The organism is Bacillus sp. NPDC093026 (genome assembly GCF_044754665.1).
GTDB classification, from domain to species: domain Bacteria; phylum Bacillota; class Bacilli; order Bacillales; family Bacillaceae; genus Bacillus; species Bacillus maqinnsis.
In genome coordinates, this window is the sequence record NZ_JBIVPN010000001.1 from 566,987 (window position 1) to 592,695 (window position 25,709).

25 protein-coding genes, 1 pseudogene and 3 riboswitches are annotated in these 25,709 nt (G+C 38.5%); of the genes and pseudogenes, 8 read left to right on the top strand and 18 right to left on the bottom strand.

The window, feature by feature from the left end:
• Nucleotides 1–101: 101 nt before the first annotated feature.
• From ACIQCE_RS02880 to ACIQCE_RS02900, 5 genes are all read right to left on the bottom strand, one after another.
• Nucleotides 102–2,027, bottom strand: coding sequence for a heavy metal translocating P-type ATPase (locus ACIQCE_RS02880; protein WP_400493499.1), 1,926 nt, complete (start codon nt 2,025–2,027; stop codon nt 102–104).
• 299 nt (nt 2,028–2,326) lie between these two features.
• A complete protein-coding gene (gene stoA / locus ACIQCE_RS02885) occupies nt 2,327–2,815 on the bottom strand; it encodes an endospore biogenesis thiol-disulfide oxidoreductase StoA (protein ID WP_400493500.1) in 489 nt (162 codons plus the stop codon).
• Nucleotides 2,816–2,869: 54 nt separating this feature from the next.
• A complete protein-coding gene (locus ACIQCE_RS02890; RefSeq protein WP_400493501.1) occupies nt 2,870–4,186 on the bottom strand; it encodes a polysaccharide biosynthesis protein in 1,317 nt (438 codons plus the stop codon).
• 117 nt (nt 4,187–4,303) lie between these two features.
• Complete coding sequence (locus ACIQCE_RS02895) at nt 4,304–4,957, bottom strand: cell wall hydrolase (RefSeq protein ID WP_400493502.1); 654 nt, start codon at nt 4,955–4,957, stop codon at nt 4,304–4,306.
• 307 nt (nt 4,958–5,264) lie between these two features.
• Nucleotides 5,265–5,459 carry a hypothetical protein gene (locus tag ACIQCE_RS02900; protein WP_353855980.1) on the bottom strand — a complete coding sequence of 65 codons (195 nt, stop codon included), beginning with the start codon at nt 5,457–5,459 and terminating at the stop codon, nt 5,265–5,267.
• A 168-nt stretch (nt 5,460–5,627) separates the two neighbouring features.
• Here ACIQCE_RS02900 and ACIQCE_RS02905 point away from each other — a divergent pair, with 168 nt between their 5' ends.
• Nucleotides 5,628–5,816: a YkvS family protein gene (locus ACIQCE_RS02905; protein WP_353855981.1), complete on the top strand. Its 189-nt coding sequence runs from the start codon at nt 5,628–5,630 to the stop codon at nt 5,814–5,816.
• Between the two features lie 101 nt (nt 5,817–5,917).
• On the opposite strand, the gene ACIQCE_RS02910 is transcribed toward ACIQCE_RS02905, so the two are convergent.
• Nucleotides 5,918–6,136, bottom strand: coding sequence for a hypothetical protein (locus ACIQCE_RS02910; protein ID WP_400493504.1), 219 nt, complete (start codon nt 6,134–6,136; stop codon nt 5,918–5,920).
• Between the two features lie 750 nt (nt 6,137–6,886).
• Here ACIQCE_RS02910 and ACIQCE_RS02915 point away from each other — a divergent pair.
• The 3 genes and pseudogenes from ACIQCE_RS02915 to ACIQCE_RS02925 all read left to right on the top strand — a co-directional run.
• Nucleotides 6,887–8,815 carry a T7SS effector LXG polymorphic toxin gene (locus ACIQCE_RS02915; RefSeq protein ID WP_400493831.1) on the top strand — a complete coding sequence of 643 codons (1,929 nt, stop codon included), beginning with the start codon at nt 6,887–6,889 and terminating at the stop codon, nt 8,813–8,815.
• Nucleotides 8,816–8,820: 5 nt separating this feature from the next.
• Nucleotides 8,821–9,300, top strand: a complete 480-nt coding sequence (locus ACIQCE_RS02920; protein ID WP_400493505.1) for a TIGR01741 family protein — start codon at nt 8,821–8,823, stop codon at nt 9,298–9,300.
• A gap of 51 nt (nt 9,301–9,351) precedes the next feature.
• Nucleotides 9,352–9,626: pseudogene (locus ACIQCE_RS02925) on the top strand (DNA/RNA non-specific endonuclease); the annotation flags it as partial.
• A 343-nt stretch (nt 9,627–9,969) separates the two neighbouring features.
• Here ACIQCE_RS02925 and queF read toward each other — a convergent pair.
• The 5 genes from queF to ACIQCE_RS02950 form a co-directional block, all read right to left on the bottom strand.
• Complete coding sequence (gene queF, locus ACIQCE_RS02930; RefSeq protein ID WP_400493506.1) at nt 9,970–10,467, bottom strand: preQ(1) synthase; 498 nt, start codon at nt 10,465–10,467, stop codon at nt 9,970–9,972.
• A 15-nt stretch (nt 10,468–10,482) separates the two neighbouring features.
• A complete protein-coding gene (gene queE / locus ACIQCE_RS02935) occupies nt 10,483–11,214 on the bottom strand; it encodes a 7-carboxy-7-deazaguanine synthase QueE (RefSeq protein WP_400493507.1) in 732 nt (243 codons plus the stop codon).
• On the bottom strand, nt 11,207–11,647 hold the full coding sequence (gene queD / locus ACIQCE_RS02940; RefSeq protein ID WP_400493509.1) for a 6-carboxytetrahydropterin synthase QueD: 441 nt from the start codon (nt 11,645–11,647) through the stop codon (nt 11,207–11,209). Before queD ends, queE begins: the two co-directional genes overlap by 8 nt.
• A gap of 1 nt (nt 11,648) precedes the next feature.
• Nucleotides 11,649–12,305 carry a 7-cyano-7-deazaguanine synthase QueC gene (gene queC / locus ACIQCE_RS02945; RefSeq protein ID WP_400493510.1) on the bottom strand — a complete coding sequence of 219 codons (657 nt, stop codon included), beginning with the start codon at nt 12,303–12,305 and terminating at the stop codon, nt 11,649–11,651.
• A 141-nt stretch (nt 12,306–12,446) separates the two neighbouring features.
• Nucleotides 12,447–12,491, bottom strand: a riboswitch (PreQ1 riboswitch).
• Between the two features lie 81 nt (nt 12,492–12,572).
• Nucleotides 12,573–13,604 carry a YkvI family membrane protein gene (locus ACIQCE_RS02950; RefSeq protein ID WP_400493512.1) on the bottom strand — a complete coding sequence of 344 codons (1,032 nt, stop codon included), beginning with the start codon at nt 13,602–13,604 and terminating at the stop codon, nt 12,573–12,575.
• Between the two features lie 245 nt (nt 13,605–13,849).
• On the opposite strand from ACIQCE_RS02950, the gene ACIQCE_RS02955 reads away from it, so the two are divergent.
• From ACIQCE_RS02955 to motB, 3 genes are all read left to right on the top strand, one after another.
• A complete protein-coding gene (locus tag ACIQCE_RS02955) occupies nt 13,850–15,952 on the top strand; it encodes an ATP-dependent Clp protease ATP-binding subunit (protein WP_400493514.1) in 2,103 nt (700 codons plus the stop codon).
• Between the two features lie 373 nt (nt 15,953–16,325).
• Nucleotides 16,326–17,120, top strand: a complete 795-nt coding sequence (gene motA / locus ACIQCE_RS02960) for a flagellar motor stator protein MotA (protein ID WP_353855993.1) — start codon at nt 16,326–16,328, stop codon at nt 17,118–17,120.
• Nucleotides 17,113–17,877, top strand: coding sequence for a flagellar motor protein MotB (motB, locus tag ACIQCE_RS02965; protein ID WP_400493515.1), 765 nt, complete (start codon nt 17,113–17,115; stop codon nt 17,875–17,877). Before motA ends, motB begins: the two co-directional genes overlap by 8 nt.
• Nucleotides 17,878–18,115: 238 nt before the next feature.
• Here motB and mhqR read toward each other — a convergent pair whose 3' ends face one another.
• A complete protein-coding gene (mhqR, locus tag ACIQCE_RS02970; protein WP_353855995.1) occupies nt 18,116–18,571 on the bottom strand; it encodes a MarR family transcriptional regulator MhqR in 456 nt (151 codons plus the stop codon).
• A gap of 202 nt (nt 18,572–18,773) precedes the next feature.
• Between mhqR and gerPC the strand changes: the two genes are divergently transcribed.
• The gene (gene gerPC, locus ACIQCE_RS02975) at nt 18,774–20,279 is read left to right on the top strand and encodes a sporulation kinase KinD (protein WP_353856573.1); all 1,506 of its coding nucleotides are present in this window, start codon (nt 18,774–18,776) and stop codon (nt 20,277–20,279) included.
• Nucleotides 20,280–20,328: 49 nt separating this feature from the next.
• Here gerPC and ACIQCE_RS02980 read toward each other — a convergent pair whose 3' ends face one another.
• The 6 genes from ACIQCE_RS02980 to ACIQCE_RS03005 form a co-directional block, all read right to left on the bottom strand.
• Complete coding sequence (locus tag ACIQCE_RS02980; RefSeq protein WP_353855996.1) at nt 20,329–20,571, bottom strand: Spo0E family sporulation regulatory protein-aspartic acid phosphatase; 243 nt, start codon at nt 20,569–20,571, stop codon at nt 20,329–20,331.
• Between the two features lie 296 nt (nt 20,572–20,867).
• A complete protein-coding gene (locus tag ACIQCE_RS02985; protein ID WP_400493517.1) occupies nt 20,868–21,398 on the bottom strand; it encodes a 1,2-dihydroxy-3-keto-5-methylthiopentene dioxygenase in 531 nt (176 codons plus the stop codon).
• A 16-nt stretch (nt 21,399–21,414) separates the two neighbouring features.
• Nucleotides 21,415–22,053: a methylthioribulose 1-phosphate dehydratase gene (locus ACIQCE_RS02990; RefSeq protein WP_400493518.1), complete on the bottom strand. Its 639-nt coding sequence runs from the start codon at nt 22,051–22,053 to the stop codon at nt 21,415–21,417.
• Nucleotides 22,017–22,712 carry a 2-hydroxy-3-keto-5-methylthiopentenyl-1-phosphate phosphatase gene (locus ACIQCE_RS02995; protein WP_400493520.1) on the bottom strand — a complete coding sequence of 232 codons (696 nt, stop codon included), beginning with the start codon at nt 22,710–22,712 and terminating at the stop codon, nt 22,017–22,019. Before ACIQCE_RS02995 ends, ACIQCE_RS02990 begins: the two co-directional genes overlap by 37 nt.
• Nucleotides 22,713–23,930 (bottom strand): 2,3-diketo-5-methylthiopentyl-1-phosphate enolase, encoded by a 1,218-nt coding sequence (gene mtnW, locus ACIQCE_RS03000; protein ID WP_400493522.1) that lies wholly within the window; start codon nt 23,928–23,930, stop codon nt 22,713–22,715.
• Nucleotides 23,931–24,029: 99 nt separating this feature from the next.
• A riboswitch (SAM riboswitch) is annotated at nt 24,030–24,131 on the bottom strand.
• Between the two features lie 44 nt (nt 24,132–24,175).
• Nucleotides 24,176–25,366, bottom strand: a complete 1,191-nt coding sequence (locus ACIQCE_RS03005) for a pyridoxal phosphate-dependent aminotransferase (protein ID WP_400493524.1) — start codon at nt 25,364–25,366, stop codon at nt 24,176–24,178.
• A 163-nt stretch (nt 25,367–25,529) separates the two neighbouring features.
• Nucleotides 25,530–25,689, top strand: a riboswitch (SAM riboswitch).
• Nucleotides 25,690–25,709 lie beyond the last annotated feature (20 nt).

Below are 25,709 nucleotides of genomic sequence, written 5' to 3' on the forward strand. Positions count from 1 at the left end.
ATCCTCCTCACATTATTTTCTACTGCTACATTGTATCAGTTCTTTCTGACTTTAGCACAAAAGCGCACCGACATAAAGTCAGTGCGCTTTAAGAACTCTCATTAGGATGCACGAAGTAGACGAAGTCCATTTAAAATAACCAAAATCGTGCTACCTTCATGCCCAATGACACCAAAGGGTAAATCGAGCACTTGTAAGAAATTAGCACAAATTAATAGGCAAATAACGGTGAAGGAAAAAATGATGTTTTGTTTGATGATTCTGTTCATTTTTCTTGAAAGGCGAATCATCTTTGTCAGGTTATTTAAATTGTTCTTCATTAAAATCAAATCCGCTGTTTCTAAAGCGACATCAGTCCCCTCACCCATGGCAACGCCTACGTCTGCTGTGGCGAGTGCAGGTGCATCATTGATCCCATCTCCTACCATAATGATGGGGCATCCTTGTTTTTTGAGTCGATTGACTTCGTTCACTTTTTCATCTGGAAGACATTCCGCAACAACCTTTTGGATACCTGCTTCTTTCGCGATCACTTCGGCTGTTTTTTGCTGATCTCCTGTGAGCATGACGGTTTGAATGCCTAAATCATTCAGTTCTTGAATCATTTTCTTTGCTTCAGGTCTGATTTGGTCCTTCAGTCCAAGACAGCCGACGACTTGTTGATTTTTTTGAACGTACACAACTGTATATCCTTGTGATGAAAGCACTTCACCAGTCTTTTCTAAATCTTGTTCAATCGAAGCATTCCCTGCAAAATCTTTTTTTCCAATACGCCATGTTTCTCCATTCAACTGTGCTTTTACTCCAAAACCAGAGGTTTCTTCTATCATCACACGAGTTGATCGCTCCGCCTCCGCCTTATGCTCTTTTGCAACCTCACAAATTGCTTTGGCTAATGGATGGTTTGATTGACTTTCTAATTGATAGAGTGCGTGATAAAACGTGTTTTCATCTTGACCTTTCGCAATTGCTACCTTTTCTACCGCTGGTTTACCGCTTGTAATCGTACCTGTTTTATCAAATGCAATCATTGTGCTTGTGCCTAACTTTTCTAAAAACACACTGCCTTTCACAAGCATCCCGTTTTTAGCTCCATTAGAAATAAGTGAAAGAGCTGCTGGCATAATCGATGCCACTAACGCACAAGGTGAAGCCACTACCATAAAGACCATCGCCCGATAAAAGGTTTCGCTCATGCTCCATCCGAGAACAAAGTGCGGGAGAAACATTAAAATAATGACTGTTATAAAGACACCTTTGACATACACACCTTCAAATTTTTCAATAAATGCTTGGCTTGGTGAGACACTCTCTTGAGCAGATTCTACGAGCTTAATCACTTTATGGAAAAGAGTTTCTTCATTATGTTTCGTTACTTCCACAGTTAATGAACCATTTAAATTCACAGTGCCTGCAAATACTTCTTCTCCCTGTCCTTTCTCCTGAGGAACAGATTCACCAGTCAGTGCAGATTCGTCAACGCTAGTTTTGCCGCTCAATATGACACCATCTGCCGCAATACGTTCCCCAGCTTTGATCATCATGCGATCGCCTGGTGTTAATGTTGAAGCGGCGATTTGAATTGTAGTGCCATCCTCTTCTATTAAGGTGGCTTCATCTGGCGCTATACTCATCAATGCAGTTAAATCTTTCTTGCTTTTATTTAAAGTATATGTTTCAAGTGCACCGCTTAATGAAAAGATAAAGATTAAAATGGCTCCCTCAGCCCAGTAACCGATGATGGCAGAGCCTATTGCTGCAAAGATCATGAGTAGTTCAACATTAAGTGTCTTGGAAGAAATGGTTTCTTTTATTCCTTCTTTCGCTTTTGTAAAACCACCAATGATAAAAGCAAAGATAAACAAAGGAATGCTTAACATACTCTCATCTTTTAAAAACCATCCAATCAAAATGAGAATCCCAGAGATGCCTGCTGCAATCAGTTCCCCATGCTGTGCCCATTTATGAAAGAACTGTTTTGTTGCGTCCTTTTTTGTCATTTGATAGAATGCTGTATTCTCATTCATGATATTTTCTCCTCTCTAATTGATAATGATTTTCATATCATCAATCGTTGACCGTTCAATTTTTCAGCTGTTTTCACTGCTATTCCAAGCTTTTTATACGTCTGTTACTCATTATAACAGGTCCTGATCAATTTTCAATTAATAATTATTATAATTTGTTTTTGATAATAATTATCATTATTAGTACACTCCACTCTCTCTTGAGCACAGTTTATTCAAATGAAAAGCAATTGAACACAAAAAGGAACCAAAAGTGATTTCCTTTTGGTTCTTCGCCAAAGATGCACCGTATGCATTTATTACGAATTCGTCCACTCTTTTATTTGTTTTTTTGTAAGAGGTCCAACATGATTTTTCTCAACTTCACCTTTTTCATTAATGAAAAAAGTGGTTGGGATTGTGATGATTTGATATTTTTTCATCAATTCTCCATGCTGATCAAGGACGACAGGAAAAGTAAACTTTCTGTCTTTCACAAATTGGGCAACAGCTGTTTTTCCTTGTTCGGCACTTAGTAAATTTACTGACAAAATCTCGACATCACTTTGGTTTTCTTTAGTGATCTGCTCGAAGGCTGGCAGTTCCACTTTGCATGACGGGCACCATGTTGTCCAAAAATGGAGGATGGTTCGCTTCCCAGGTGATGGAACGATTTGTGTATCTCCAGTTAATGTAGGAGCCTCTATCTTCGGCGCCATCACAGGCTCTTTTGCGTTCAATTCTGCACTCAAAAAGACTGAAAGTATTGTCATCATTAGAAGAAAGGTGGATAGATGTTGACGGTTCATAAGGATCTTCCTTCCCAGTTTTCTTTTAGCTTGCCCCTCAGTTTGTGATGACATTCAAGCCTTTTTCATTTGAAGAAACATTGAAACGCCGAGTTCCTTACAAATGGTGGCATAATGAAGGGCTGTAAGCAGTAGCATGCCCGTGTTCATTCCTAATATCACGCCCATCATATTCAGACTTTCATTAGAACCGAGAAAATACACCATGGAAAATGAGACGACATGTACCCATATATTATGAAGAAACACATCTTTAATGAGCCCCATACCAATTAAACAAGCTTGAAATGGCATGACAAATAGGTGACATAAAAAATACGGCCAGAGAAGCTGTAAGTAGATAGCAGCTTGTGGTGAGTCAAAAAAGAGTTGTGTAAGTGGGTAAGCGAAATAATACATTACCATCACTGCTGGCACCCCATAGCCAAACGTAATGAGAATAGCCTGTCTTACACGTTTTTTCACAATATCATACTGCCCTAAAGCATAGGCTTCAGACACGTTTGGTATCATGACAATCATAATCGAATGTGCAATAAATGCGGGGAAAAAACCGATCGACATTGCCACACCAGCAAGCATTCCGTAGTGATCAACGGCTAATGTACCTGAAATGCCGGCCGCAATGAGGGCCCCTTTGATTAAAAAGGGCTCAATGGCATTTGCGATGGCGTGAAAAATGCGCATACCAGTTGTCGGAATAGATACCGCCAACAGACGCTTTCTCACGTCAATTCCTCTCAATTCAACAGACCTGACCTTCACTGCATTTTTTGCCATGACATATTGGGAATACAAATAGATAAATACCACAAGATCACTTGCAACAATAACTCCAATTGCAATTAATACCGCTGTTTCAATATCAAAAGAATACCAATGAAAAAACAAAAACAAGCAAATGAGCTGGATCATTTTTTTTAGCATATTAGCGAGGGCAATTCTGCCCATTTGTTGCTTTCCCATAAAATAGCCGCGCGCAATAGAGGTGAACGCAATAATGGGGATAAGAGAAAGCACTAGAAATTTCATCAGTGGATGATACGATTGAAACACCGGAATAAACGGTAACACCAAAGCTGCTATCGCTGTTGTGGTACTTGTCACGACAAGCGTCATGATAAATGCGTGCCGCAGCATACTTTTGTGGAGACGCTCATGCGACTCAGCGATGAATTTAGAAATGGAGACTGGCAATTCTAAACTGGCGATGACAAGTACAAGCATGATGATTGGAAGAATACTCATATAAAGACCCATTCCATGTTCTCCAAGCTCTCTTGCTAAAATCATATTGACTAAAAACTCTATACACTCCGCAAAAAAAGCTGCGACAGATAGCAGAATGACCCCTTTCACAAATCGATTCATGTAGTCTCCCCTTGTCTAAAAGCGAATTCTTTTCACATTCTATGAGACAAGTTCTGAAAATATTTTTATAAATAAAGACAAAAAAGCAACGACTTTTTATCGTTGCTTGCTTTTTCTTTAAACAGCAAAGACGTGACGGCCAATGCGCTCTACAATTTTACGAGAACGAATCCAGTCATCAGTTGCTGTTTTTGGATTATAAAAATAAATGGCTTTCGTTGTTCTGTCATGTTCTTTCGCTACCTGTTTCACAGCCTTAATGGATTCTTGATCTGCCTTATCATGAATGCTTCCGTCAGTGACAGGTTGGAAGGCATTTCGTTGATAAATAACCCCTCTGATACTATCAGGAAAAGAGCCATGTTCTACTCGGTTTAATACCACACTCGCCACCGCTTTTTTACCCGCAAACGATTCTCCCTTTGCTTCAGCATGTACCAATCTAGAAAGCAAGTCTATTTCTTCATTAGAATAACGCACTTTGTCATTTGAGCTTGTCGTTTCAGACTTCACTTTTTTCTTTTGCTTAAATTCTGACGGCTTTTTTTCTGTTGACGTACTAAGCATTTTTACCTTTGGCTGATGCCTTCCCTCTGAAAATGCTGGAATAACCATTTGACTATCTTTTTTATCTATATATGAAAGCGGATGCTTTACAGGTGCTTGTGCCAATTCCTGACTTAACATGCCTTGGTTTTGCTGTATATTGTCCATCTTCACCGCTGAGATCAGCATAAGGATAACAAAAAGAGCTGTATGAATTTTTATCATTCATCTAGTTCCTCCTTGAATAAAAGTAGGCCGTAAGATACTTGTCTACTCTAACAAGAGCCATTTACATTTTCACGCACAAAGATTTGCATGCTTGTCCAAATTCAGTCATTAAATGGTATGTCCTAGATGGGATACGTAACAAATGGAAATGTTAACGCTTAAAACTCTCTATTTTTCTCCTATAATCATCCTTATGCACCTGATGATGGGTTATTACATTTTCTTTTCATATGTATCAACATGGTTTAAACTGTGACAAAAGAACTAAAATAAAAAAGCTTTCTCTCCTATGTGAGAAAAAGCTTTAGCTTCTGGCTTCTTTAAGATATTCAAAAATAACATCTCCGCCATGTTTTGCAATACCTCGAAAATGTTTAAAATCATCTTGCTTGACTAAAACTGAACGGAAAAATAAAAAATCATCTTTTCGAATGGTCACTTGCTTTTCCGAACCATTACGTAATGCTTCAAGTATTGCGAGGATTTGTTCTTCTGTCAAAAAAACCTCTCCCTTTCTGCCATGATCAATTATTAAATATACCATTCGTTTTAAAAGCGTACAACGGAAAACGAAGCAAAAATATCTTTATACTTTACATTGGTATGAAAATATTGCAAAATACTTTCTAATAGGGAATGAAATCTGCTTTTAAAGGAGAGGAATCGGTTGAAGATTGCAAAAATTGGAAATGTGGTTGAATTTAGAAATGGTTTAACGGGTGTGGTTGAAAAAGTTAATGAAAACTCGGTCATTGTCGATGTTACCATCATGGACAATTATAGAGATTTAGAACTGGACTCACTGACAGTAGTTAATCATAAAAATTATAAAATCATCAAAGACTCCTTACATTAATTTGCAATCCTCAATTCTAACAATCGTTACATACTATATACGAAGCAAAGCCGTTTAGACAGACAATGACATATAAAAAGACTGACACCAAGTGAGGAAAGTCAGTCTTTTTGCGTATGAAAGGTTTGCATTTCTGCTTTTGTTTTATACATCTCTACTTCTTCAGGTGTAATGATGCCTTTATCGATCAGCAGTGCGATTAACCCAAGCAATGTGGAGGCACTCCATTTATAGCGTTCTTTATTTTGATGCTCAAGCATATGAAGCTCTTCCCTCAGCTCCATCAGCAGCTTCTCTCTTTTCTCTTCTCTGTTCTCCAACACATACGCCTCCGTTTTCCACTGATTGCCCCTATTTTATCTCAAAGCATACCTGATAAACAAAAAAAGCACAATTCGTATTTACAAACATACGTTCTGTGTTATATAATGAAATTACGAGCTGGTAGCCCCCAGCCGTCCTAGCAAGTTCTATTCCTATTTGTATGAGGAGAGTGACATGACTCTTCTCTTTTTTTGTCTTCAAAAGAACCTCTTTTGACTGATTGTCATGCATATGATTCAATGTACATTTGGATGATTGATTTCATATCGAATTTTTATAATATAACGTTTATTCTATAACATTAATAATAAATAAAAACAAAAATGAGAAATTTAAGAATGAAAATTGGGCGTATGAATATTTAAAAATTAATAAACTGCATAACCAAAAAAAATTAACTGGAAAAGGTGTTAAAGTAGCATTAATTGATTCCGGTGTTAATTATGAAGGTGTGTTTTTTAAAAGTTTAGATTGAGGAGTGTCCATTTTTATGGACACTTTTTTTATAGGTCAAATATGCATGGAAAGGACGCCTTATTTTCTGAGAAACACCGTATGATAGAGACAAAGAACACGAACGAAATATTTTGCCCAGAAAAAACTCACGTGCTAATCATTCAATACAATAAGGTGTATCTTGATTCACATCCGCTTTTATTGTGTTTTTTGTATCTTTTTTCCTATTTAATGCCAATCTTTGTATTGGTAAAATTGACCTTGTTCAGAATAGGAGGGAGTGACTTCTTCTGGGAAAAATACTTGATGCAACAGCACTAACAGACGCTATGGAAGAAAGAGCGAAGCACTATCAGGAGCTTCGCGAAGAAATGATAGATTTGAAACAAGCATTACAAGGTGTGGCTAATTTAGGTGATGAGTTCACAGGTAAAGGGGCAGATAACATCAAAGCCTTTTATGCTGATCTTGCACTTTATGCCGATACCTATCTTGATTTTATTGACATGCAAAAGGCTTTTTTAGATGGAGTGAAAGGAAAGCTTGATGATGCGTCTTTAGGAGGCCATACGTTTATTGACGAGCACTTTCTCGAATCTCAAGTGAAACAAGGCATTCAAAACAATCAGGATATGGTGGAAGAACAAAAGGAAGCTCTTGCAAATGTTTTTGATGACATTCGTGATCTGATTGAGTTAGATGTATTTTCTAGCAAAGAAGTAAACGAACACTTAGATGATGCGAATATAAAACGACAAGAAACAATTGATGCCTTACATAAAATAGATAATGAACTCAAAACGGAATATGCAAAATCAGAAGAGATCGAGCAACATCTTACATCATTTTATACCAAAATGATGGCAGCCACCGGTAAAGGGAAACACGCACAGCCCATGTATTATGATGCAAAAGCGTTTCATGAGACAGAAGTGTACAAAAATCATGATAAAATAGAGGCACAGGTGAAAGCGTATTTAAAGGTGAAAAAAGAAGAAGCAGAGAAACGAAGAATCAAAGAGTTCATGGCAAAACTTGATGATCCATCATGCATATCAGTAGATCAATATTTTGAGATAGTAGATGAGATTGGATATGAACATCTCTCTTACGATCAAAAAATGTACTACAGTCAGCTTCTTCAAATGAAAGCACAAGAAGAAGCGTCAAATGTATTGATTGATGGCATCAAAGGGGCAGCAGTTGGTATTTATGATGTGGCAAAAGATACAGTGATCGGTATGTACGATCTTGTCACTGACCCTGGTGGAGCTGTAGAATCTGTTGTCACCGCTGTTTCTCAACCGATTGAAACATCAAAAGTCATTAGAAAAGCCATTTCTGATTCATTTCAAAAAGAGGTTATTGAAGGTGATGCCTATTCAAGAGCACACTGGTTTGCCTATGCCACTGGCTCTTTAGCAGAAATCGTATTTGGCTCAAAAGGTGTAGGAGCCATCACGAAAACAGGAACATCTGTAGCTAAAACAACGATTAAAAAAGGACTTGAACAAGGGGCAAAATCAATCGATAATGTCTCCATTCCGAATTTATTGCCGTACTCACCAAAGTTTCAAATAGCAGGTAGCGGAAAACTGCCATATAACGTGTTTGATGGCGAAAATATTAAAAATAAGCTTCTCTCCATGGCAAAGCGTTTAGACAACAATCCAAGCTATGGAATCTCCAAAACAGGCAGACGATTACCAGCACCAAAAACACCGCCGACAGTCGTTACATATGGAGAACATTTTGTCAGGTGGAAACGAAAGAAAGTGTTAAAACCAAATATCATTTATACAACAAAACAAGGCTACACCTACACAACAGATCACTATGGCCGCATTGTCAAAGTAGAAGCAAGTGATTTACAATACGGAGAGATCAAAAGAAACCAATACGCCCAATCAAATGCTGGGAAACCAGACCGATTACCAGATGATGATGGAGGACATTTAATTGCGTCAATTTTTAAAGGTTCAGGTGATATTGATAACCTACTTCCGATGAATTCACAGATTAACAGAAGCGGTGGGAAATGGTACAACATGGAGCAGGAGTGGTTGTCTGCACTGAAAGAGGTTCCACCTAAACATGTAGAGGTAAGTATTGAGCCTATTTATCAGGGTGATTTGTTAAGACCTGATAGTTTTTTTGTGGAATATAAAATCGGAAAAAGTTGTGTTCAAGAATTTATCAAGAATCAACCCGGAGGTTAAAGATAATGGAATCAATAGAACGCTATTATAAAAAAATAGCAGAATCAATTAATGAATTAATACCGTGTGATTGGGATAAAGTTTGGATGTATGCAGAAATACTAGATGATTCGGCTGGAATTACATTTTGTTTCAACGAGACTAATAGTGAAGAGTATGTTTATGGACATGAAATTCCACTTAAATATAATGTAAGTAAATCAACATACATTCATTTATTATACGAACTCAGTAAAACTTTTGAAGAATTAAAAAAAGCATATATACAAAATGATTTAGGTGCTTGGACAACAGCTACTCTTGAGTTAGAGAGGTCTGGAAAATTCTCAATTGATTATGGCTATGAAGATATTTTATCTATAGGGCTTTATGGTATCCAGAGAAGAGCCGTATGGGAGTATAAAACGTTCGGGTTTTTACCAGAAGACGAGAAAGATAAAGAAGCTGTGTTGAATTATATTAAAAATAAAGAAGGAAACAACTAACGCATTGCCCTCCAAATTAATGGAGGGTTTTTGTTTGTCATGATTTAATGAAAAATTGTCAAAGTCGAAGCAAGTGATTTACAATACGGAGAGATCAAAAGAAACCAATACGCCCAATCAAATGCTGGTAAACCAGATCGACTATCAAAAGATGACGGAGGTCATTTAATTGCCTCTATTTTCAAAGGGTCGGGGGATATTGATAATCTTGTGCCGATGAATTCACAGATTAATAGAAGTGGCGGGAAATGATATGAGATGGAGCAGGAGTGAAAAAAGCACTGTCATCAGAACCTCCAAAGTGTATAAAGGTTAGGATTGAATCAAAATAATTAAACGATTAATCAGCCCCTCTAAACTTACTGTGTTTTATAGCAGAAGATAAAAAATAGTGTTGAATAAGGTGAGAAATTCAACAATATATCCCATTTATCAAAAATAGGTGCGCTTATCCATAATAACATTTCAGTTGATTAAGGAATTGATGATAAAATAAATGATGAAGAGGAATATTCAAAGTAAACGATACTCGACAACTCGAATGCGAAGATAAACCCTGCAAGAATTAAATCATCCCTTCACTCTGTTGTGAGGGATGATTTTTGTAGATTTATTGGGCGCTTTTAGAAGTGATATTTTACCACATCTTTTTGTTATGACTTCTTTCTCTTATCGATTATCAATCGTTTCAGGGTACATATCATGATTCATCATGCGGTACTCTGCCATGTCTTCATATTTCGTACCAGGCTTGCCGTAGTTTGTATACGGATCAATGGAAATACCGCCTCTTGGTGTGAATTTCCCCCAAACCTCAATATACTTTGGGTCCATCAACTCAATTAGATCATTCATGATAATATTCATACAATCCTCATGAAAATCACCGTGGTTACGGAAACTGAACAAATATAATTTTAAAGATTTACTCTCTACCATAACTTCGTTTGGAATATAGCTAATATAAATGGTCGCGAAGTCAGGCTGTCCTGTTTGCGGACAAAGAGATGTAAACTCCGGGCAATTAAACTTTACGAAATAATCTCTGTTTGTATGTTTATTTGGAAACGTCTCTAGTACTTGTGGTGTATATTCAAATAAGTAATTTGTTCCTTGGTTTCCTAATAAAGTGACACCTTCTAATTCTTCTGGTTTTCTTGTCGTCATATCATTTCTTCCTTTCTATACGCCTCGTTTATTTCCCCATAATAATGTGTGCAACTGTGGTAACACTCTCACACGATTCAGGTCTGGATCCTTTGCCACTTGATCAACAAGTGCTTCATATTTTTCCAATAAGTGTGTCAGCAAATACGCATCATCAGATGTGACCGTGTCATCATTTCCTACCTGTAAATAAAAAGGAAGCTCTGGGTATTTTGCATGAACATCTTTTGCATATGCTAGGTCAAGATCATTAAAGATGACAACTTTCAAGCTTGCATGTTGCAGGCGGTCCCCATTTTTCAATTCATCAATGATTCGTGTAAGTTTCGTAAAATCCGTTTTCATGTTTGAACTCGGCGGCTTAGGAGAGATCGTTAAATCATCAATCTTTAAGAACCAGTCTTGATACATTGTTCCTTGTGTTTCAAGGGCTGTGTCTATTCCTTCTTCATGTAACAAGTCAATAAGTGATTCGATTTGCTTTAAAAGAGCTGGATTCCCTCCTGAAATGGTAACATGAGAAAAAGCATTTCCGCCTATTTTTTTCAGCTCTTTCACAATTTCTTCAGCCTGAAGCCACTTAATCTCATGTTTTGCCGACCCATCCCATGTAAACGATGAGTCACACCAGCTACACGAGTAATCACAGCCGGCTGTTCTGACAAACATTGTTTTTTGTCCAATAACCATTCCCTCGCCTTGAATGGTTGGACCAAAGATTTCTAATACCGGGATTGCTTTAGTCATTCGATTCAACTCGTTTCGGGCGATAAATACAATAGCTCGTTGGCGTCTCTCTTACAAATACTTGTACACAAATAGGACGATTATTTAATGTCGATAAATATGCTGCGACCTTGTCATGCACTGTTTTTGCGACAACCTCTGTTGTTGGCATGGCATATGAATCGTTTGAGGAAAATTCCTCATGATCATTTAGCAACGTATGATCATACTGCCCATGAATGAGCTTTTTCAGTGAGCTAAAGTTCACGAGAAACCCCGATTCATCTAAATGGTCTCCTGCAATAGTGATATTGATGGTGTACGTATGACCATGCACTCTACTACATGCACCAGCATCCTCTCTCGGTATAAAGTGAGCCGCCGATATCTGCATATCTTTATTTAATTCAAATGCATACGGATGGTCCGTCTGTGGATAAATTTGAGAAAGCACCTTACTTCGCCTCCTTCATTTCCATGTAAGTGTCATATCCTTTTTTCCGCAGCTTACAAGCAGGACATTCCCCGCAGCCATCAGAAATGATGCCGTTGTAGCATGTTAACGTTTCATTTTTCACAAAGTCTAGTGCACCTAGCTCATCAGCAAGCTTCCATGTTTCTGCTTTGTTCAGCCACATGAGCGGCGTATGAATCACAAATGATTTCTCCATCGCCAAATTGACTGTCACATTACAAGACTTCACAAACTCATCACGACAATCAGGATAGCCGCTAAAGTCTGTCTCACAAACACCTGTAATAACGTGTCTTGCCCCAATTTGATACGCAAGAATGGATGCGAAGGATAAGAATACTAAGTTTCTTCCAGGGACAAAAGTGGAAGGAAGTTCGCCTTCTTTTTCTTCTATTTCAATGTCATCTCTTGTCAAAGCATTTGGAGCCAGTTGATTCAAAAGAGACATATCTAATAGATGATTCTTCACACCCAGTTTATTAGAAATGCGCTTTGCTACTTCAATTTCTTCTTGATGGCGCTGATTATAATGGAAGGTAACAGTTTCTACCTCTTGAAAATTTTGAAGTGCCCATAATAAACATGTCGTACTATCCTGTCCCCCGCTAAAGACAACGACTGCTTTTTCATTTTTCATGTCCATTTTTCCTCCTTTTGCAGCGCTGCTCTGAAAGGCTCCTTGAAAACCCCTATCTTTATCAAAAGAAAAGACACCTTCACATTGATATGAGGTGCCCTAACCATAAAAAATAAAAAATGCCACATCCAAGGATACGGCAAGTCCTTAGTTTTTTATAGAGGGTTTTGCTAGAACCTCTCCCGTCATCACGGATTTTGTTCAATTTTCACAGAGGCTAGTGTATCACATTTTCTCAATACAAGCCATCCTTTCTTCATAAAGCGGTTATTCGGGCACCTTCCTTAGGCAAAGAAAGAAGATAAAAAAGATGCTGACATAACCGAAAATTGGGTAAACCGTTGAAATGAGTGTGCCATATCCAATTTTACTAATAATATAACAGCAAATCAAAATGAGGGAAATCGTATTGATGCTTTTCATCTGAATATAGGCTCTCACCTGTCTCTCCAGTCCATATAAATTTCCAATGACTGACGTAAAGACTTCACCGAAGATAACCAATAAATAGATGAGATGAATGGAGTTAGCCACTTGATAAACAACCTGAGCCATCGGAATATCAAATGTCTCTAACATTTCTAATGAAGAAAGGGATAAAAAACAAGCAAGCAAAATGAGTGTAAGCATCACACCTCCAAGCACCGCTCCCCTTTTAATGACAGCTTCAGATGTCATTTCATTCGCGACTGGCACTAGAACTGCTTGAGATAATGCTAAGTTAAAAGCACCGTATGACACAGCAGACAACATCCATTCTGCCTTTCCCAATTGCATCGCAAGTACATGGCTTTCACTGCTGCTAAATACAAATGAATCAAGAAACACAATCAATGAAAAGGATACGAGCATAGGAACAACGAGGACGTTAACGCCAAATAAACCTTTCGACCCCTTATAAAGCACAACTAAACTAAGAATGATCGTTAAAAAAATACCATATTCCTTAGAGATCCCAAGCTGCTCCTCAAAAATAGCCCCCGCTCCAGAAAGCATAACAGAGGTGACACCAAGCAAAATAAAAAACATCACGATATTAATATATTTACTAGCTACTGTTCCAAATAAAAAACGATTCAAGTCTTGGTACGATTCTGCTTCAATTCGTTTAGAGATCAGCATCATTTTCGCGCCAAGACCAGTAAAAATGGCTCCGCTAATCATAATGCCTACTAGTCCAATCCAGCCAAAACGCACAAAAAACTCTACGATTTCTTTTCCAGTCGCAAACCCAGCCCCAACCACTGTTCCTACGTATACAAAGGCAAGCTGAAAAGCGGATTCATTTGAACGTTTCATGTGACCCCTCCGCACCCATCACTTTCGATTATCTTTTTTTATCCTATGAGACATGTTCCTTGAAAAGAAGGACAAACCATGATTAAAGGCAAAAAAGAATGATTTCACACTTTTCTGAGCAAAACAGTTGAAAGTCAAAGATGGTCAGAGTATACTATAGTCAAAGATGGTCAAACAACAGACCATTTTATTTAAATTCAATTGGTCAAATAAAGTCAAACTTTATTTAAAGGAGGTAATGGCAAATGCGTTGTCAACATTGTCAAGTGAATGAAGCAACTATTCGCCTGAATATGCAAGTCAATTCGTCCCGTAGCCAAATGGTTTTATGTGAAGACTGCTACGCCTCTTTCATGGAGCAATCAAAAATGAAAATGGGACCTAACCTGTTCGGAGGAAGTTCATTCTTCTCTCAACCAACCGAACATGCTCCTGCTCAGAAGCAGCCAAAACAAAAGGGCTTACTCGATGAGCTCGGACGCAACTTAACCGATGGTGCAAATGCTGGTCTCATTGATCCAGTCATTGGTCGTGATGAAGAAATCGAAAGAGTCATTGAGATTTTAAATAGAAGAAATAAGAACAATCCGGTTCTCATTGGCGAACCAGGAGTCGGTAAAACAGCGATTGCAGAAGGGCTTGCGCTGAAAATTGCAAACGGTGATGTACCAAATAAATTAAAAAACAAACAAATTTATTTATTAGATGTCTCTTCACTCGTTGCAAACACAGGGGTGCGTGGTCAATTTGAGGAACGGATGAAGCAGTTGATAAAAGAATTGCAAAGTCGAAAAAATATCATTTTATTTGTAGACGAAATCCACCTTCTTGTCGGAGCAGGATCTGCAGAAGGCTCAATGGATGCTGGTAACATTTTAAAACCTGCCCTTGCACGAGGCGAACTTCAACTAGTAGGTGCGACCACGTTAAAAGAGTATCGTCAAATTGAAAAAGACGCTGCTCTTGAAAGACGTTTTCAGCCTGTCATCGTTGACGAGCCAACACCGGATGAAGCGATTGAGATTTTAAAAGGCATTCAAGATAAATATGAAACATATCATGGTGTCACTTATTCTGATGAAGCCATTAAAGCTTGCGTTCACTTATCTGCTCGCTATATTCAAGACCGTCATCTGCCGGATAAAGCCATCGATTTAATGGATGAAGCAGGCTCAAAAGCCAACCTTACCCTCGATGTAGCAAGTGAAGATGAACTCACGAACAGACTGGCTCAGATTGCCGCTGAAAAACAAGCCGCACTGCAAGAAGAACAATATGAAAAAGCAGCTAAACTTCGAGACGAAGAAGAAGCCATTGAAGCAAGACTTCAAAGCAAAGCAAATAACAAAGAATATATCGTCACAGCGGAAGACATTCAAACCATTGTAGAACAAAAAACAGGTATTCCAGTTGGCAAACTGCAAGCTGACGAACAAACAAAAATGAAAGAAATTGAAGCCCGCTTAAAAGCACGAGTGATTGGTCAAGAACATGCCGTACAAAAAGTGGCGAAAGCCGTTAAAAGAAGCCGAGCTGGCTTAAAATCTAAGCATAGACCGATTGGCTCTTTCCTTTTTGTTGGACCAACCGGGGTAGGTAAAACCGAATTGTCAAAAACATTAGCTGAAGAGTTATTTGGCTCAAAAGATGCCATCATTCGTTTAGATATGAGTGAGTACATGGAAAAACATTCTGTGTCAAAAATTATTGGTTCACCTCCTGGTTATGTTGGACATGATGAGGCTGGTCAGCTCACTGAGAAAGTTCGAAGAAAACCATATAGCATTATTTTATTGGACGAAATTGAAAAAGCGCACCCAGATGTTCAACATATGTTTTTGCAAGTGATGGAGGATGGCCGCTTAACAGACAGCCAAGGGAGAACCGTCAGCTTTAAAGACACTGTCATCATTATGACAAGTAATGCGGGAATCAATGATGACACAGCCAAAGTCGGCTTCCAGTCTGAGCAGGAAGAAGCGATTGAAGAACAATCACTCATTGATTCTCTCAGCGCTTATTTCAAGCCAGAATTCTTGAACCGTTTTGACAGTATCATTCAATTTAAGTCATTAGACAAAGAAGATTTAGTGAAGATTGTTGACCTTCTATTCGCAGAGCTAAAAGACCAATTAAAAGAGCAGAATTTAACTGTACAAGTAACGGATGAAGCGAAAGAGAAGATTGCAGAGCTTGGTTACCACCCTGCTTTTGGTGCTCGACCATTAAGAAGAACCATTCAAGAGCATGTCGAAGATCAAATGACCGAGATCTTGCTTGATGAAGAACCTCTTTCTGGATTTACAGTTGATGTAGAAAATGATGAGATCGTTGTGAAAAAAGGATAAATACATCCAAAGGTTGATGAATTGATCCATCATGTTGGGGCGTCAATTTCCATCTACACACTGACGCTTCCTCATCTCTTTTCCTGTACGATAAAAGAAAAAGAGGTGAATCACATGCTGAACTGGAGTTATGATCTCATCAAACTCATATATGAAGAAAAATTAAAAGATCTGCTGATTGATGACGAAATTGAAAAGAGTCAAATGTAACCCCCTTCTATTTAAGAGGGGGTTCTTTTTTGCGATTGATAGAAAGCGCTTCCTTCAAAATTTCTTCACAGAAACTGTCTGAATTTTATATTCTGACTAAAACCCTTCTGGAACACACCGATATTAACTATAGAAAAAGATAGTTAAAGGATTTGGTGAGATAATGGACAAAACATCGTTAATTGGTATTATTTTAGCATTTATTGCACTTGGCTTCGGTATGGTTTTGAAAGGTGTCAGTCTAACCGCTCTTATCAACCCAGCGGCTATATTAATCATTATTGTTGGGACGATTGCAGCTGTTGTGATCGCCTTCCCATCAGGTGAAATTAAAAAAACACCTAAATTATTTGGTAAGCTTTTCAAAGATCATAATCTTCCAACCATTCAAGAGATGATCCCTCTTTTTTCAAACTGGGCTCAAGTGGCTCGTCGTGAAGGTCTTTTAGCGTTAGAAGCAAATCTTGAAGAAGTCGATGATGAGTTTTTAAAGAACGGATTAAGCATGGCGGTTGATGGTCAAAGCGCTGAATTTATTCGAGACGTTTTAACAGAAGAAGTGGATGCGATGGCAGAAAGACATCAGTCAGGTGCACTAATCTTCACACAAGCAGGTACATATGCCCCTACTCTTGGGGTACTTGGCGCTGTCGTTGGTTTGATTGCCGCACTTGCAAACATGGGTGATATTGAAAAGCTTGGACATGCAATTAGTGCTGCCTTCGTCGCAACTTTGCTTGGGATTTTTACAGGTTATGTTTTATGGCACCCGTTTGCAAACAAATTAAAGCGAAAATCGAAGGAAGAAGTCAAGCTTCGCCTCATCATGGTCGAAGGCATTCTTTCTGTCCTTGAAGGTCAATCTCCTAAAGTTATTGAACAAAAGCTACTGATGTACTTACCGGCAAAAGAACGCGCAAATATCGTCATTGAAGAAGGAGAAAAACAGAATGGCTAGGAAACGTAAAAAACATGATCATGATGAACATGTAGATGAGTCTTGGCTAATCCCTTACGCTGATCTTCTGACGCTTCTTCTTGCCCTCTTTATTGTTTTGTTCGCTTCAAGTTCAATTGATGTTGCAAAATATGAACAGATGGCCAAATCTTTCAATGTTGTATTTACTGGTGGTACTGGTGTAATGGATCAATCAAGTATGCAAAACACAGAGGAAATCCAAAACAGCAACGAAACCAAAAAGTTTGCAGAAGATGACGAAGAAGCCAGAGCAAAAGCACGAGATCAGGCAGTCTTAACAAAGGTCAAAAAGCAAGTGGATACATTTATTGCTAAAAAAAAGCTTGGCTCTAAGCTCGAGACAAAGCTAACTGATGAAGGTCTGTTGATTACCATTGAAGACAGTATTTTCTTCGATTCAGGTCGAGCTGACATTCGGTCACAAGATGTTCCACTTGCAAGAGAAATTTCAAAACTACTCGTCATTAATCCAGCACGTGATATTGTCATTAGCGGACATACAGACAATGTACCCATTAGAAATTCAGAGTTTAAATCCAACTGGTATTTGAGTGCCATTCGTGCTGTTAACTTTTTAAATATTCTACTTGAGAACAGTCATCTAGACCAAGAGAATTTCAGTACAAAAGGCTATGGCGAATTTAAGCCAATTGCTTCAAATGACACAGCAGAAGGCAGAAGTAAAAATAGACGTGTAGAAGTACTCATTTTACCGATCGAGAAAAAAGCTAAATAAAAAAAGAAGCCACCGGCTTCCTCAGATTGTTGGCAAAGGGCTAAAATGGTTTTTATTTTAGCCCTTTGTCTTTTTCATCGTGAATTGAAAACCCTTGAAGTCTAGGAAGAACCCGAGTTACTTGTGCGGAGCGAATATGAAATTCGTGAGCACCAGCGCTCGAGAATCCGACAACGAAATGCGAGGGTTTGTCTACACGCTGAAAGGAAGCTGCATCAGGCTTCCTTTTTATTTTGTGTTATTCTTTATGGTCATATAAATGTTTCGCATGCAGTCCTACATTTTTCAACATATTGATACAGGCATCCTTCTCTTCTTCACTTAATACACTGATCATTTCATGTATTTCTTTCGCATGATCTGGGAAAATGTCGTCAAGTAAAGCTCGTCCCTTTTCAGTAATATGCGCAAATGTCACCCTGCGGTCTTCAGCACAAGCCTTACGACTAAGGAGTTCTTTTTTCTCCAATTTGTCTACCACATACGTAATACTTCCGCTTGCGAGCAGTATCTTATCACCGATTTGCTGAAGCGGCTGATCGCCTTTATGATAAAGTAATTCCAGAACGGCAAACTCAGTCTGATTTAGACCGTGCTTCACAATATGTTTATTCATATGGTGATTAATTGAGCGATAGGCACGTGATAATACAATAAATAATTTCAAAGATTTCTCAACATGATTATTCGTCATTTTTTATCATCCTTTATAAAATGCAACCCACTAATGTGACCTTAATAAACAATAAGTAAAATGTCAACATCTTGATCAATAAATGCATGAAAATCAGACCATAACGAATCACCTAATTTTTTTAATTTACACAAGTTTTCGTAATAAAGATAGGTTCAATGCTATAATAAGTCTATTAGGTAATACGTTGGAGCGATGAATGATGAGTATACTGAAAGGGTTTTGGAAGAAAATCAGACTGTACCTTCTTTTGGTGATGATTCCAACCCTAATCATTAGTTATTTTATCTACGAAAAAGAAACTGAAAAAATTGATTTAAAAAACAAACAAACCGCTACACTTATGTTAAATATTCACAAGAATCAAATGAATTATTTAATTAGTGAGACAGAAGCGAGATTGACATCACTTGCGATGGGATTTGATCAGCCGCTGGATCCTAAGAAAGTACAGCACATCTTAGAGAAAATTTATAAACAAGAACCACGCTTTTCAGGTTTGTATCTCTTAAACAAAAAAGGAGATGTAACAGCTAGTACAACTCCATTAAAAGAAAAAATCAATTTATCATTTAGAGATTACTTTAAGCAAATTCTAGTAACAAAACAGACAGTGATTACAGATAACTATGTGAGTAGAATTACAAAGCAACCTATTCTCTCCATTTGTGTACCTGTATTGGATGAAAACGAGAATGTCACCAATGTTCTTGTAGCAGCGATTCAAATTGATTATTTAAGAAATATCATGAATGTATTAAACCCAGAGCTTCATTTTAAGATGCTCAATCAAAATGGACATGTTGTGTTTACAAGCGGTCCACCGCCAGCATCAGGAAACGGCAGTACAGTGTCTACTTATTTAGACGAAAATAGTTGGAAGCTTGAGGTTTTTCCGCAACGTGCTACAACAGGTGAAGTTTTGTCTGTTATGCTGTTCCCCTTATCCAGTGTATTTATTTTATTAAATATTTTATTCACACTTGTCCAATATTTCATTTTAAGGCGGCAAACCCAGCAGGAACGTCATCAAAATGAAGCACAAAAGCTTGAATTGATTGGAACACTTGCGGCAAGTACGGCTCACGAGATTCGTAATCCATTAACAGGCATTAGCGGTTTTATACAGCTACTCCAAAAGAAGTACCATTCAGAGGAAGATCAGCTTTATTTTTCTGTGATAGAGGAAGAAATTAAACGCATCAATCAGATCGTGAGTGAATTTCTCGTATTAGGAAAACCAACTGCAGAAAAATGGCAGATGAACTCCGTGAAAGAAATTGTGAGTGAGATTATGCCGATTGTTTTTTCAGAGGCCAATCTTTATAATGTTGAGGTCGATTTGCAGATCAATACAATACAAGATGTTGGTGTTTTTTGTACTAAGGATCATATTAAACAAGTCGTATTGAATGTAGCAAAAAACTCTTTAGAAGCGATGCCAAATGGCGGTCATTTGAAGATTATAATCGAGGCTGAAAAAGAACATGTCATCATTAAAGTGAAAGATACGGGTGAAGGAATTCCAGAAGAGATGCTCAAGCATATATTCCTCCCATTTATTACTTCGAAGGAAAAAGGGACAGGTCTGGGGCTTGTCGTTTGTAAACGAATCATTTCCATGTATGGCGGGACAATCGATATACATAGTGAAGTGAACAAAGGAACGACGGTCATGATTATGCTCCCTTCCGCTCACTCAGCATAGCTTAAGGTTTTCAGCCGGTTTTGCCTGATGCAAGACCGGTTTTTTTATGTCAATAAGAGGGACGATTCACAGATAGGAGGCTCATTTGGCACACAATATCATGAAAGGATGCAACAGATTGCTTCTCATGAAAAAGAAGGTGCTGATACTCATTCATCAGGTTGTCCAGCTCTTGACTATATTTAATCGTCGTTTCGCCTGTATATCCTTCTACTTGAGCAACTTCTACCATTTGTTTTCTCTTTTCATCGATTGACATCAATAGCTTTTCTTTCCTTACATAGATATTCATGATCTCAGCTCCCGCAGTGAATTCGTCTGTTTACTCTTTAAATCGCTAACACCAAAATTATACTTTATTTGTAAATTAAATTAAATAAGCTGATTTGATTTAATTTTTTACAGTCTAAAGACCTTTTACCCAATCAGTTTTGGGGGTAAACTTCAAATTTGGACAGGACTGACACATTGATTAAACAGAATTTTATCCTATGCAGAAGTTCAAAATCAACTATCATCTTCTCATTTTATGTCTATTTTCATAAAAAAAGCTGACCTTCCGTCCTAGCGGAATGATCAGCTCTTGAATTAGACCGTTTCTTCTTTGTAAATCGGGACCCATCCTTCAGTTGTGACAAATATGCGAACTGCGACCACTTTGCGGTCCTCTTGTAGTGTAAAGTAGTGACGGGTATTAGGAGGAACAGAAATTAAATCTCCTGGATTTAATCTCACCTCAAAAAATACACCATCTTTTCCTTGAATTGCAAAAATACCATGGCCGCTCACAATAAATCGTACTTCGTCATCTGTATGATGATGCTCACGCTTAAAGTTTTGAAGCAGCTCATCTAGATTAGGTGTCGCATCAGATAATGAAATGACATCTTGTGCTTTGTACCCTCTTCGCTCTGAAATGCTTTGAATTTCGTCTTTAAAAACGGACAAAATTTCGGCTTTTTCCTCATCCGTTAAATCATACTTTTCTGATAAATGGCTTGGTAACTTATCAATATTCCAATGTTCATAAATGACACCTTGTTTTTCTAAATAAGTAGCAACCTCTTGCTCGTTCTCAAGTAGTGTTTTCTCTTCGTTATGAATATAAATGGTAGCCATATGTCTCTCCTCCTTTTTATTTCACAAACTGCGTCTTATAAAGCTTTAATTTTAAATGATAGCTAAATAAAAATTCGTATGCCTCTAACATCCGCTTTGTTTCAAATGCTGTCTTTCCCCAAACCGTAATTCCATGATTCCGAATGAGTACAGCACCTGACTCCATGCCCTCTGTGAGGTGCTCTGCAAATCGTTCAGCAAGCTGCGGAATATGAGCCGGGTTTTCAATAATAGGAATAGCGACTTCTGCATCCTCTTCCCAATAACCGAGCGCTTTGATGATTTCGTTTCCCTTAAAACGAATTTCTCCTTCGTCTCCGTACAGCTCAGAAATGACATTATTATCAATTGTGTGGACATGGAGACAGCAACCTGCTTTTGTCCGCCGATATAAATAAGTATGAAGCAACGTTTCGGCAGAAGGTTTAAGCTTTTGATTTGGCTCATACGGCTGACCCGTTTCATCAACAAGCACAAAATCTTCGTCTGTTTCTTTTCGTTTATCTTTTCCGCTTGCCGTCACCAAAAAAGTCATTGGCTCATCCGACACCTTAATAGATAAATTGCCGCTTGTTCCGTAAAACCAGTCTCTTGCTGCCAGTTCACGTTTGACATCAGCTAGCTCTTGCCACCGTTTGCTCTTTGCATCTGCCATTTTTTCACTTCCTTTATTTGAACAAATTGCGCTTTTACATCAACAAATGTTTCATATTCTTTATGTATGAGGCCTAGATTTCTACATTCATTCAGCAAATAATCACGAGCAAACGTCAGATCAGCACATTTTGCTGCCTCAATATCTGTCACTGAATCTCCAATCACGACAATGAAATCATTCTCATGTGCGAGCTTTCGAATAATCGATGGCTTACAGCAGCCACAACCATTTTGACATTGTGAATCACAGGCATGAGGCCATTCAATTTGAATGTTCTTTTCCTTAAACGACGCGTGATTACAATAAATGTGTTCTTTTTCCACAATGCCTTCGAGTACAGGATACACAAAAAAGTCCATACCGCCGCTTAAGACATAAAAGGGTATCTCTGCTTTTTTTAAATAAGCGACAAATTGTTCGAAGCCTTCTCGAATGTTTGTATCATGTAGAATAAACGACTGAATGGCTTCCTTCTGCTCACTATTCAATAAACGAAACATGCGTCCGACGCCTTCTTTGATCGTGATCTCCTTTGACAGGACGCCATCTTTCAGCTGCGCCCATTCACTTGGAGCAAACTGCTTCATAATGCGAATAATATTATCATTTGTTGTAATCGTACCGTCAAAATCACAACATACAATTGGCTTTTTCATTTAATCTGCTACCCTTCCCCAAAGATCAAGTGCTGCTTTTAAATCTTGACAAGATGACGCCTTCTCTTCTATTGGCTCACCACTTAAAACAGCGGCGATCATTGATCTAAATGCTTTTCCTCCACCGATGGCTCCGCGCGGATGTCCATGGATACCTCCGCCTGCATTGATCACATGATCTAACCCAAAATCTCTGATTAATAGCGGCACCATTCCTGGATGAATACCCGCTGATGGAACAGGGAATGTTTTTTGAACAGTGTCCTCTTTCACGCAAGCTTCATAGATGCCTCGTGCATCTTCTTTCGGAAGTGCGACTGACCCATAAGGAGATGGAAAAAGACTAAAATCGGCACCAGCATATCGATTTAATTTACCTAAAAGAAGAGAATGCGAGAATCCATATTCAGGAGATGATGTAAATGCACCGCTCACCGCTGGATGCGCCATGATGGGGACATGAATCTCTTGGTCTTCCGCTAAGCTCTGCATCACATCAAGTCCGTAAGCAAATACATTGAATAATAGCGCATCTGCTCCAAGTTCAACTGCTTTTCGAGCTCGATCTCTCAAGTCAAAGGTTCTGCCAGTTAAATTGACTGCATAAAGCGTGCGGCGTCCTGTCTCTTCATACGTTTCATTTAGGATCTTTTTTCCTTCTTTGATACGTTCTTCAAATGGCGTCAATGGGTTTTCAAATAAAATTTCGTCATCTTTGATTAAGTCAACACCGCCTAAAGCCTGCAAACGAAGCTGTTCTTTTAAATCCTGCATATCACGACCGATCACACCTTTAAAAATACTCATTAAAAGCGGTCGTTCAAAAGCATTCAGTTTGCTTCGTATGCCCTCAATTCCAAACACCGGTCCAGGTAGGCTTCGCTTAAACGCTGTCGAAAATTCTATGTCGGCAAGCTTCACTTTCCCATCAAGTGAAAGCTTCCCAAAAATAGTCGTCAAAACGGCTGGTAAATCAGTCGAAAAATTGGCTTCAGGATAACCAATTGTCACTTCTGATTGAACAAGACCATTTTCTCGCACAGATTTTTCCTTTACTTCGATCACGCGGCCTTTATGTTTTTTTAGTTGATCCTTCTTTAATTGCGGCAAATCCGTCCATGATCCGACCGTTAATCCAAGTGCGATTTGCTCTGCTTTCTGGTCAATTTGTTCATCCTCTTGGTGTGTTAATACATATGTTGCTAGTAATTCACTCACTAGGAATCCCCTTTCTATCGCGTCCTCTATATGTTCAATAAAAAAACCTCTTCAAGTGCTAGGGTAGCGCCATAAAGAGGTTTCGTTTCATTCATCTGAATCTTATCTCTCAGCGCCTGCTGCAAGAATTAGCACCGTGCTTCTTGGAAGTCGGTTGCCGGGCTTCATTGGGCTAGTCCCTCTGCCTACTCTTGATAAGAATATTCAATTTTCTTACATATTGCCTGAATTATCGCATCGTTTTTTTATGTTGTCAATGACTTTTTTTCAAATAGACGCAATGAAGCAATCCGTTTAGCTGCTTCCTTTAACCGCTCCTCACTTGTCAAAAGCCCGACTCTGACATAGCCTTCACCATGAAGACCAAAGCCATTTCCCGGCGCAACTGCAACATGCACTTTCTCTAATAACAAGTCAGAAAAGGATTCAGATGTATAACCTTCAGGCACCTTTAACCATGCAAAAAAAGAGCCCCTTGGTGCACGTACCTCCCAGCCGATCTCTCTGATTGCATTAATCCATGTATTTCGTCTTTTCTCGTATCGATCATTTTGCACTTGCACACAGGTTTGATCACTTAATAGAGCCTCTGCCGCTGCATCTTGAGTCGCCTTAAAAAGTGAAACAAACATATGGTCCTGAAAAAGCTCAATGGCTTCTATTACAGATGGATTTCCTGCTGCAAAACCAACTCGCCAGCCTGCCATATTATAAGTTTTTGAAAATGTATAGATTTCAATCCCCGTCTCTTTTGCTCCGTCCGTTTGTAAAAAGCTGATTGGCTTTTCTCCATCAAATCCGATGGCGCCATAAGCAAAATCATGGACAACACAAATATTGTGATCTTTCGCTAGATGAATGGTTTTTTCAAAGAACGCACGACTTGCAATAGCGCCAGTCGGATTGTTTGGATAATTTAAGTACATCAATTTTGCTTTTTCCTTATGATCTTTTGACAATAGATCATAATTAGGCAAAAAATCATTTTCTTCAAGAAGTGGCATTGTGACCATTTCAGCTCCAGCGAGCACTACGCCTGACCAATAATCAGGGTAGCCTGGGTCTGGGACTAGCACAGTATCTCCAGGATTCAGTAAACATTGTGGCAACTCAACAAGTCCCGCCTTACCGCCAAATAAAATTGCAATCTCAGTCTCAGGATCTAGCGTGACGCCATATTCTCTTAGATAAAATGCAGCGGCCGCCTTCTTTAGCTTCGCTGTTCCACGAAATGAGGAGTATTGGTGATTCTCTGGCTTCTCTACCGCTGCTTGCATTGCTTTGACAATATGCGGCGGTGTCGGCTGATCAGGATTTCCCTGTCCTAAATTAATCACATCTGCCCCAGCCTGAAGTTTCTTTTGGACTTTTTGAACGAGCGAAGCAAAAAACTGTTCAGGCAATTTTTTCAAAACATCTGATTGTTGGAATTCCATATTTTCACCTTCTATTCAAGTTACATGACAATACACTCACTGTAATGGATTGTTTTATGAATTGTAAAGCAATTTTGAAAAAAGATTGACATGCGAAGAGTCGCTCTGATAATATCTTGAATTAAGAAATGCGTACATGAATTGAACAATTACATATTGATTTCTCTTATCGAGAGTTGGGCGAGGGAATTGGCCTTTTGACCCCAACAGCAACCGACCGTTAATACCATTGTGAAGTGGGGCGTAGCAATATAAGCGCCAAGACAATTGTCTTGTAGGGCACGGTGCTAATTCCATCAGACGTATGTGCTGAGAGATAAGAGGGGCTTTGAACACATAGATC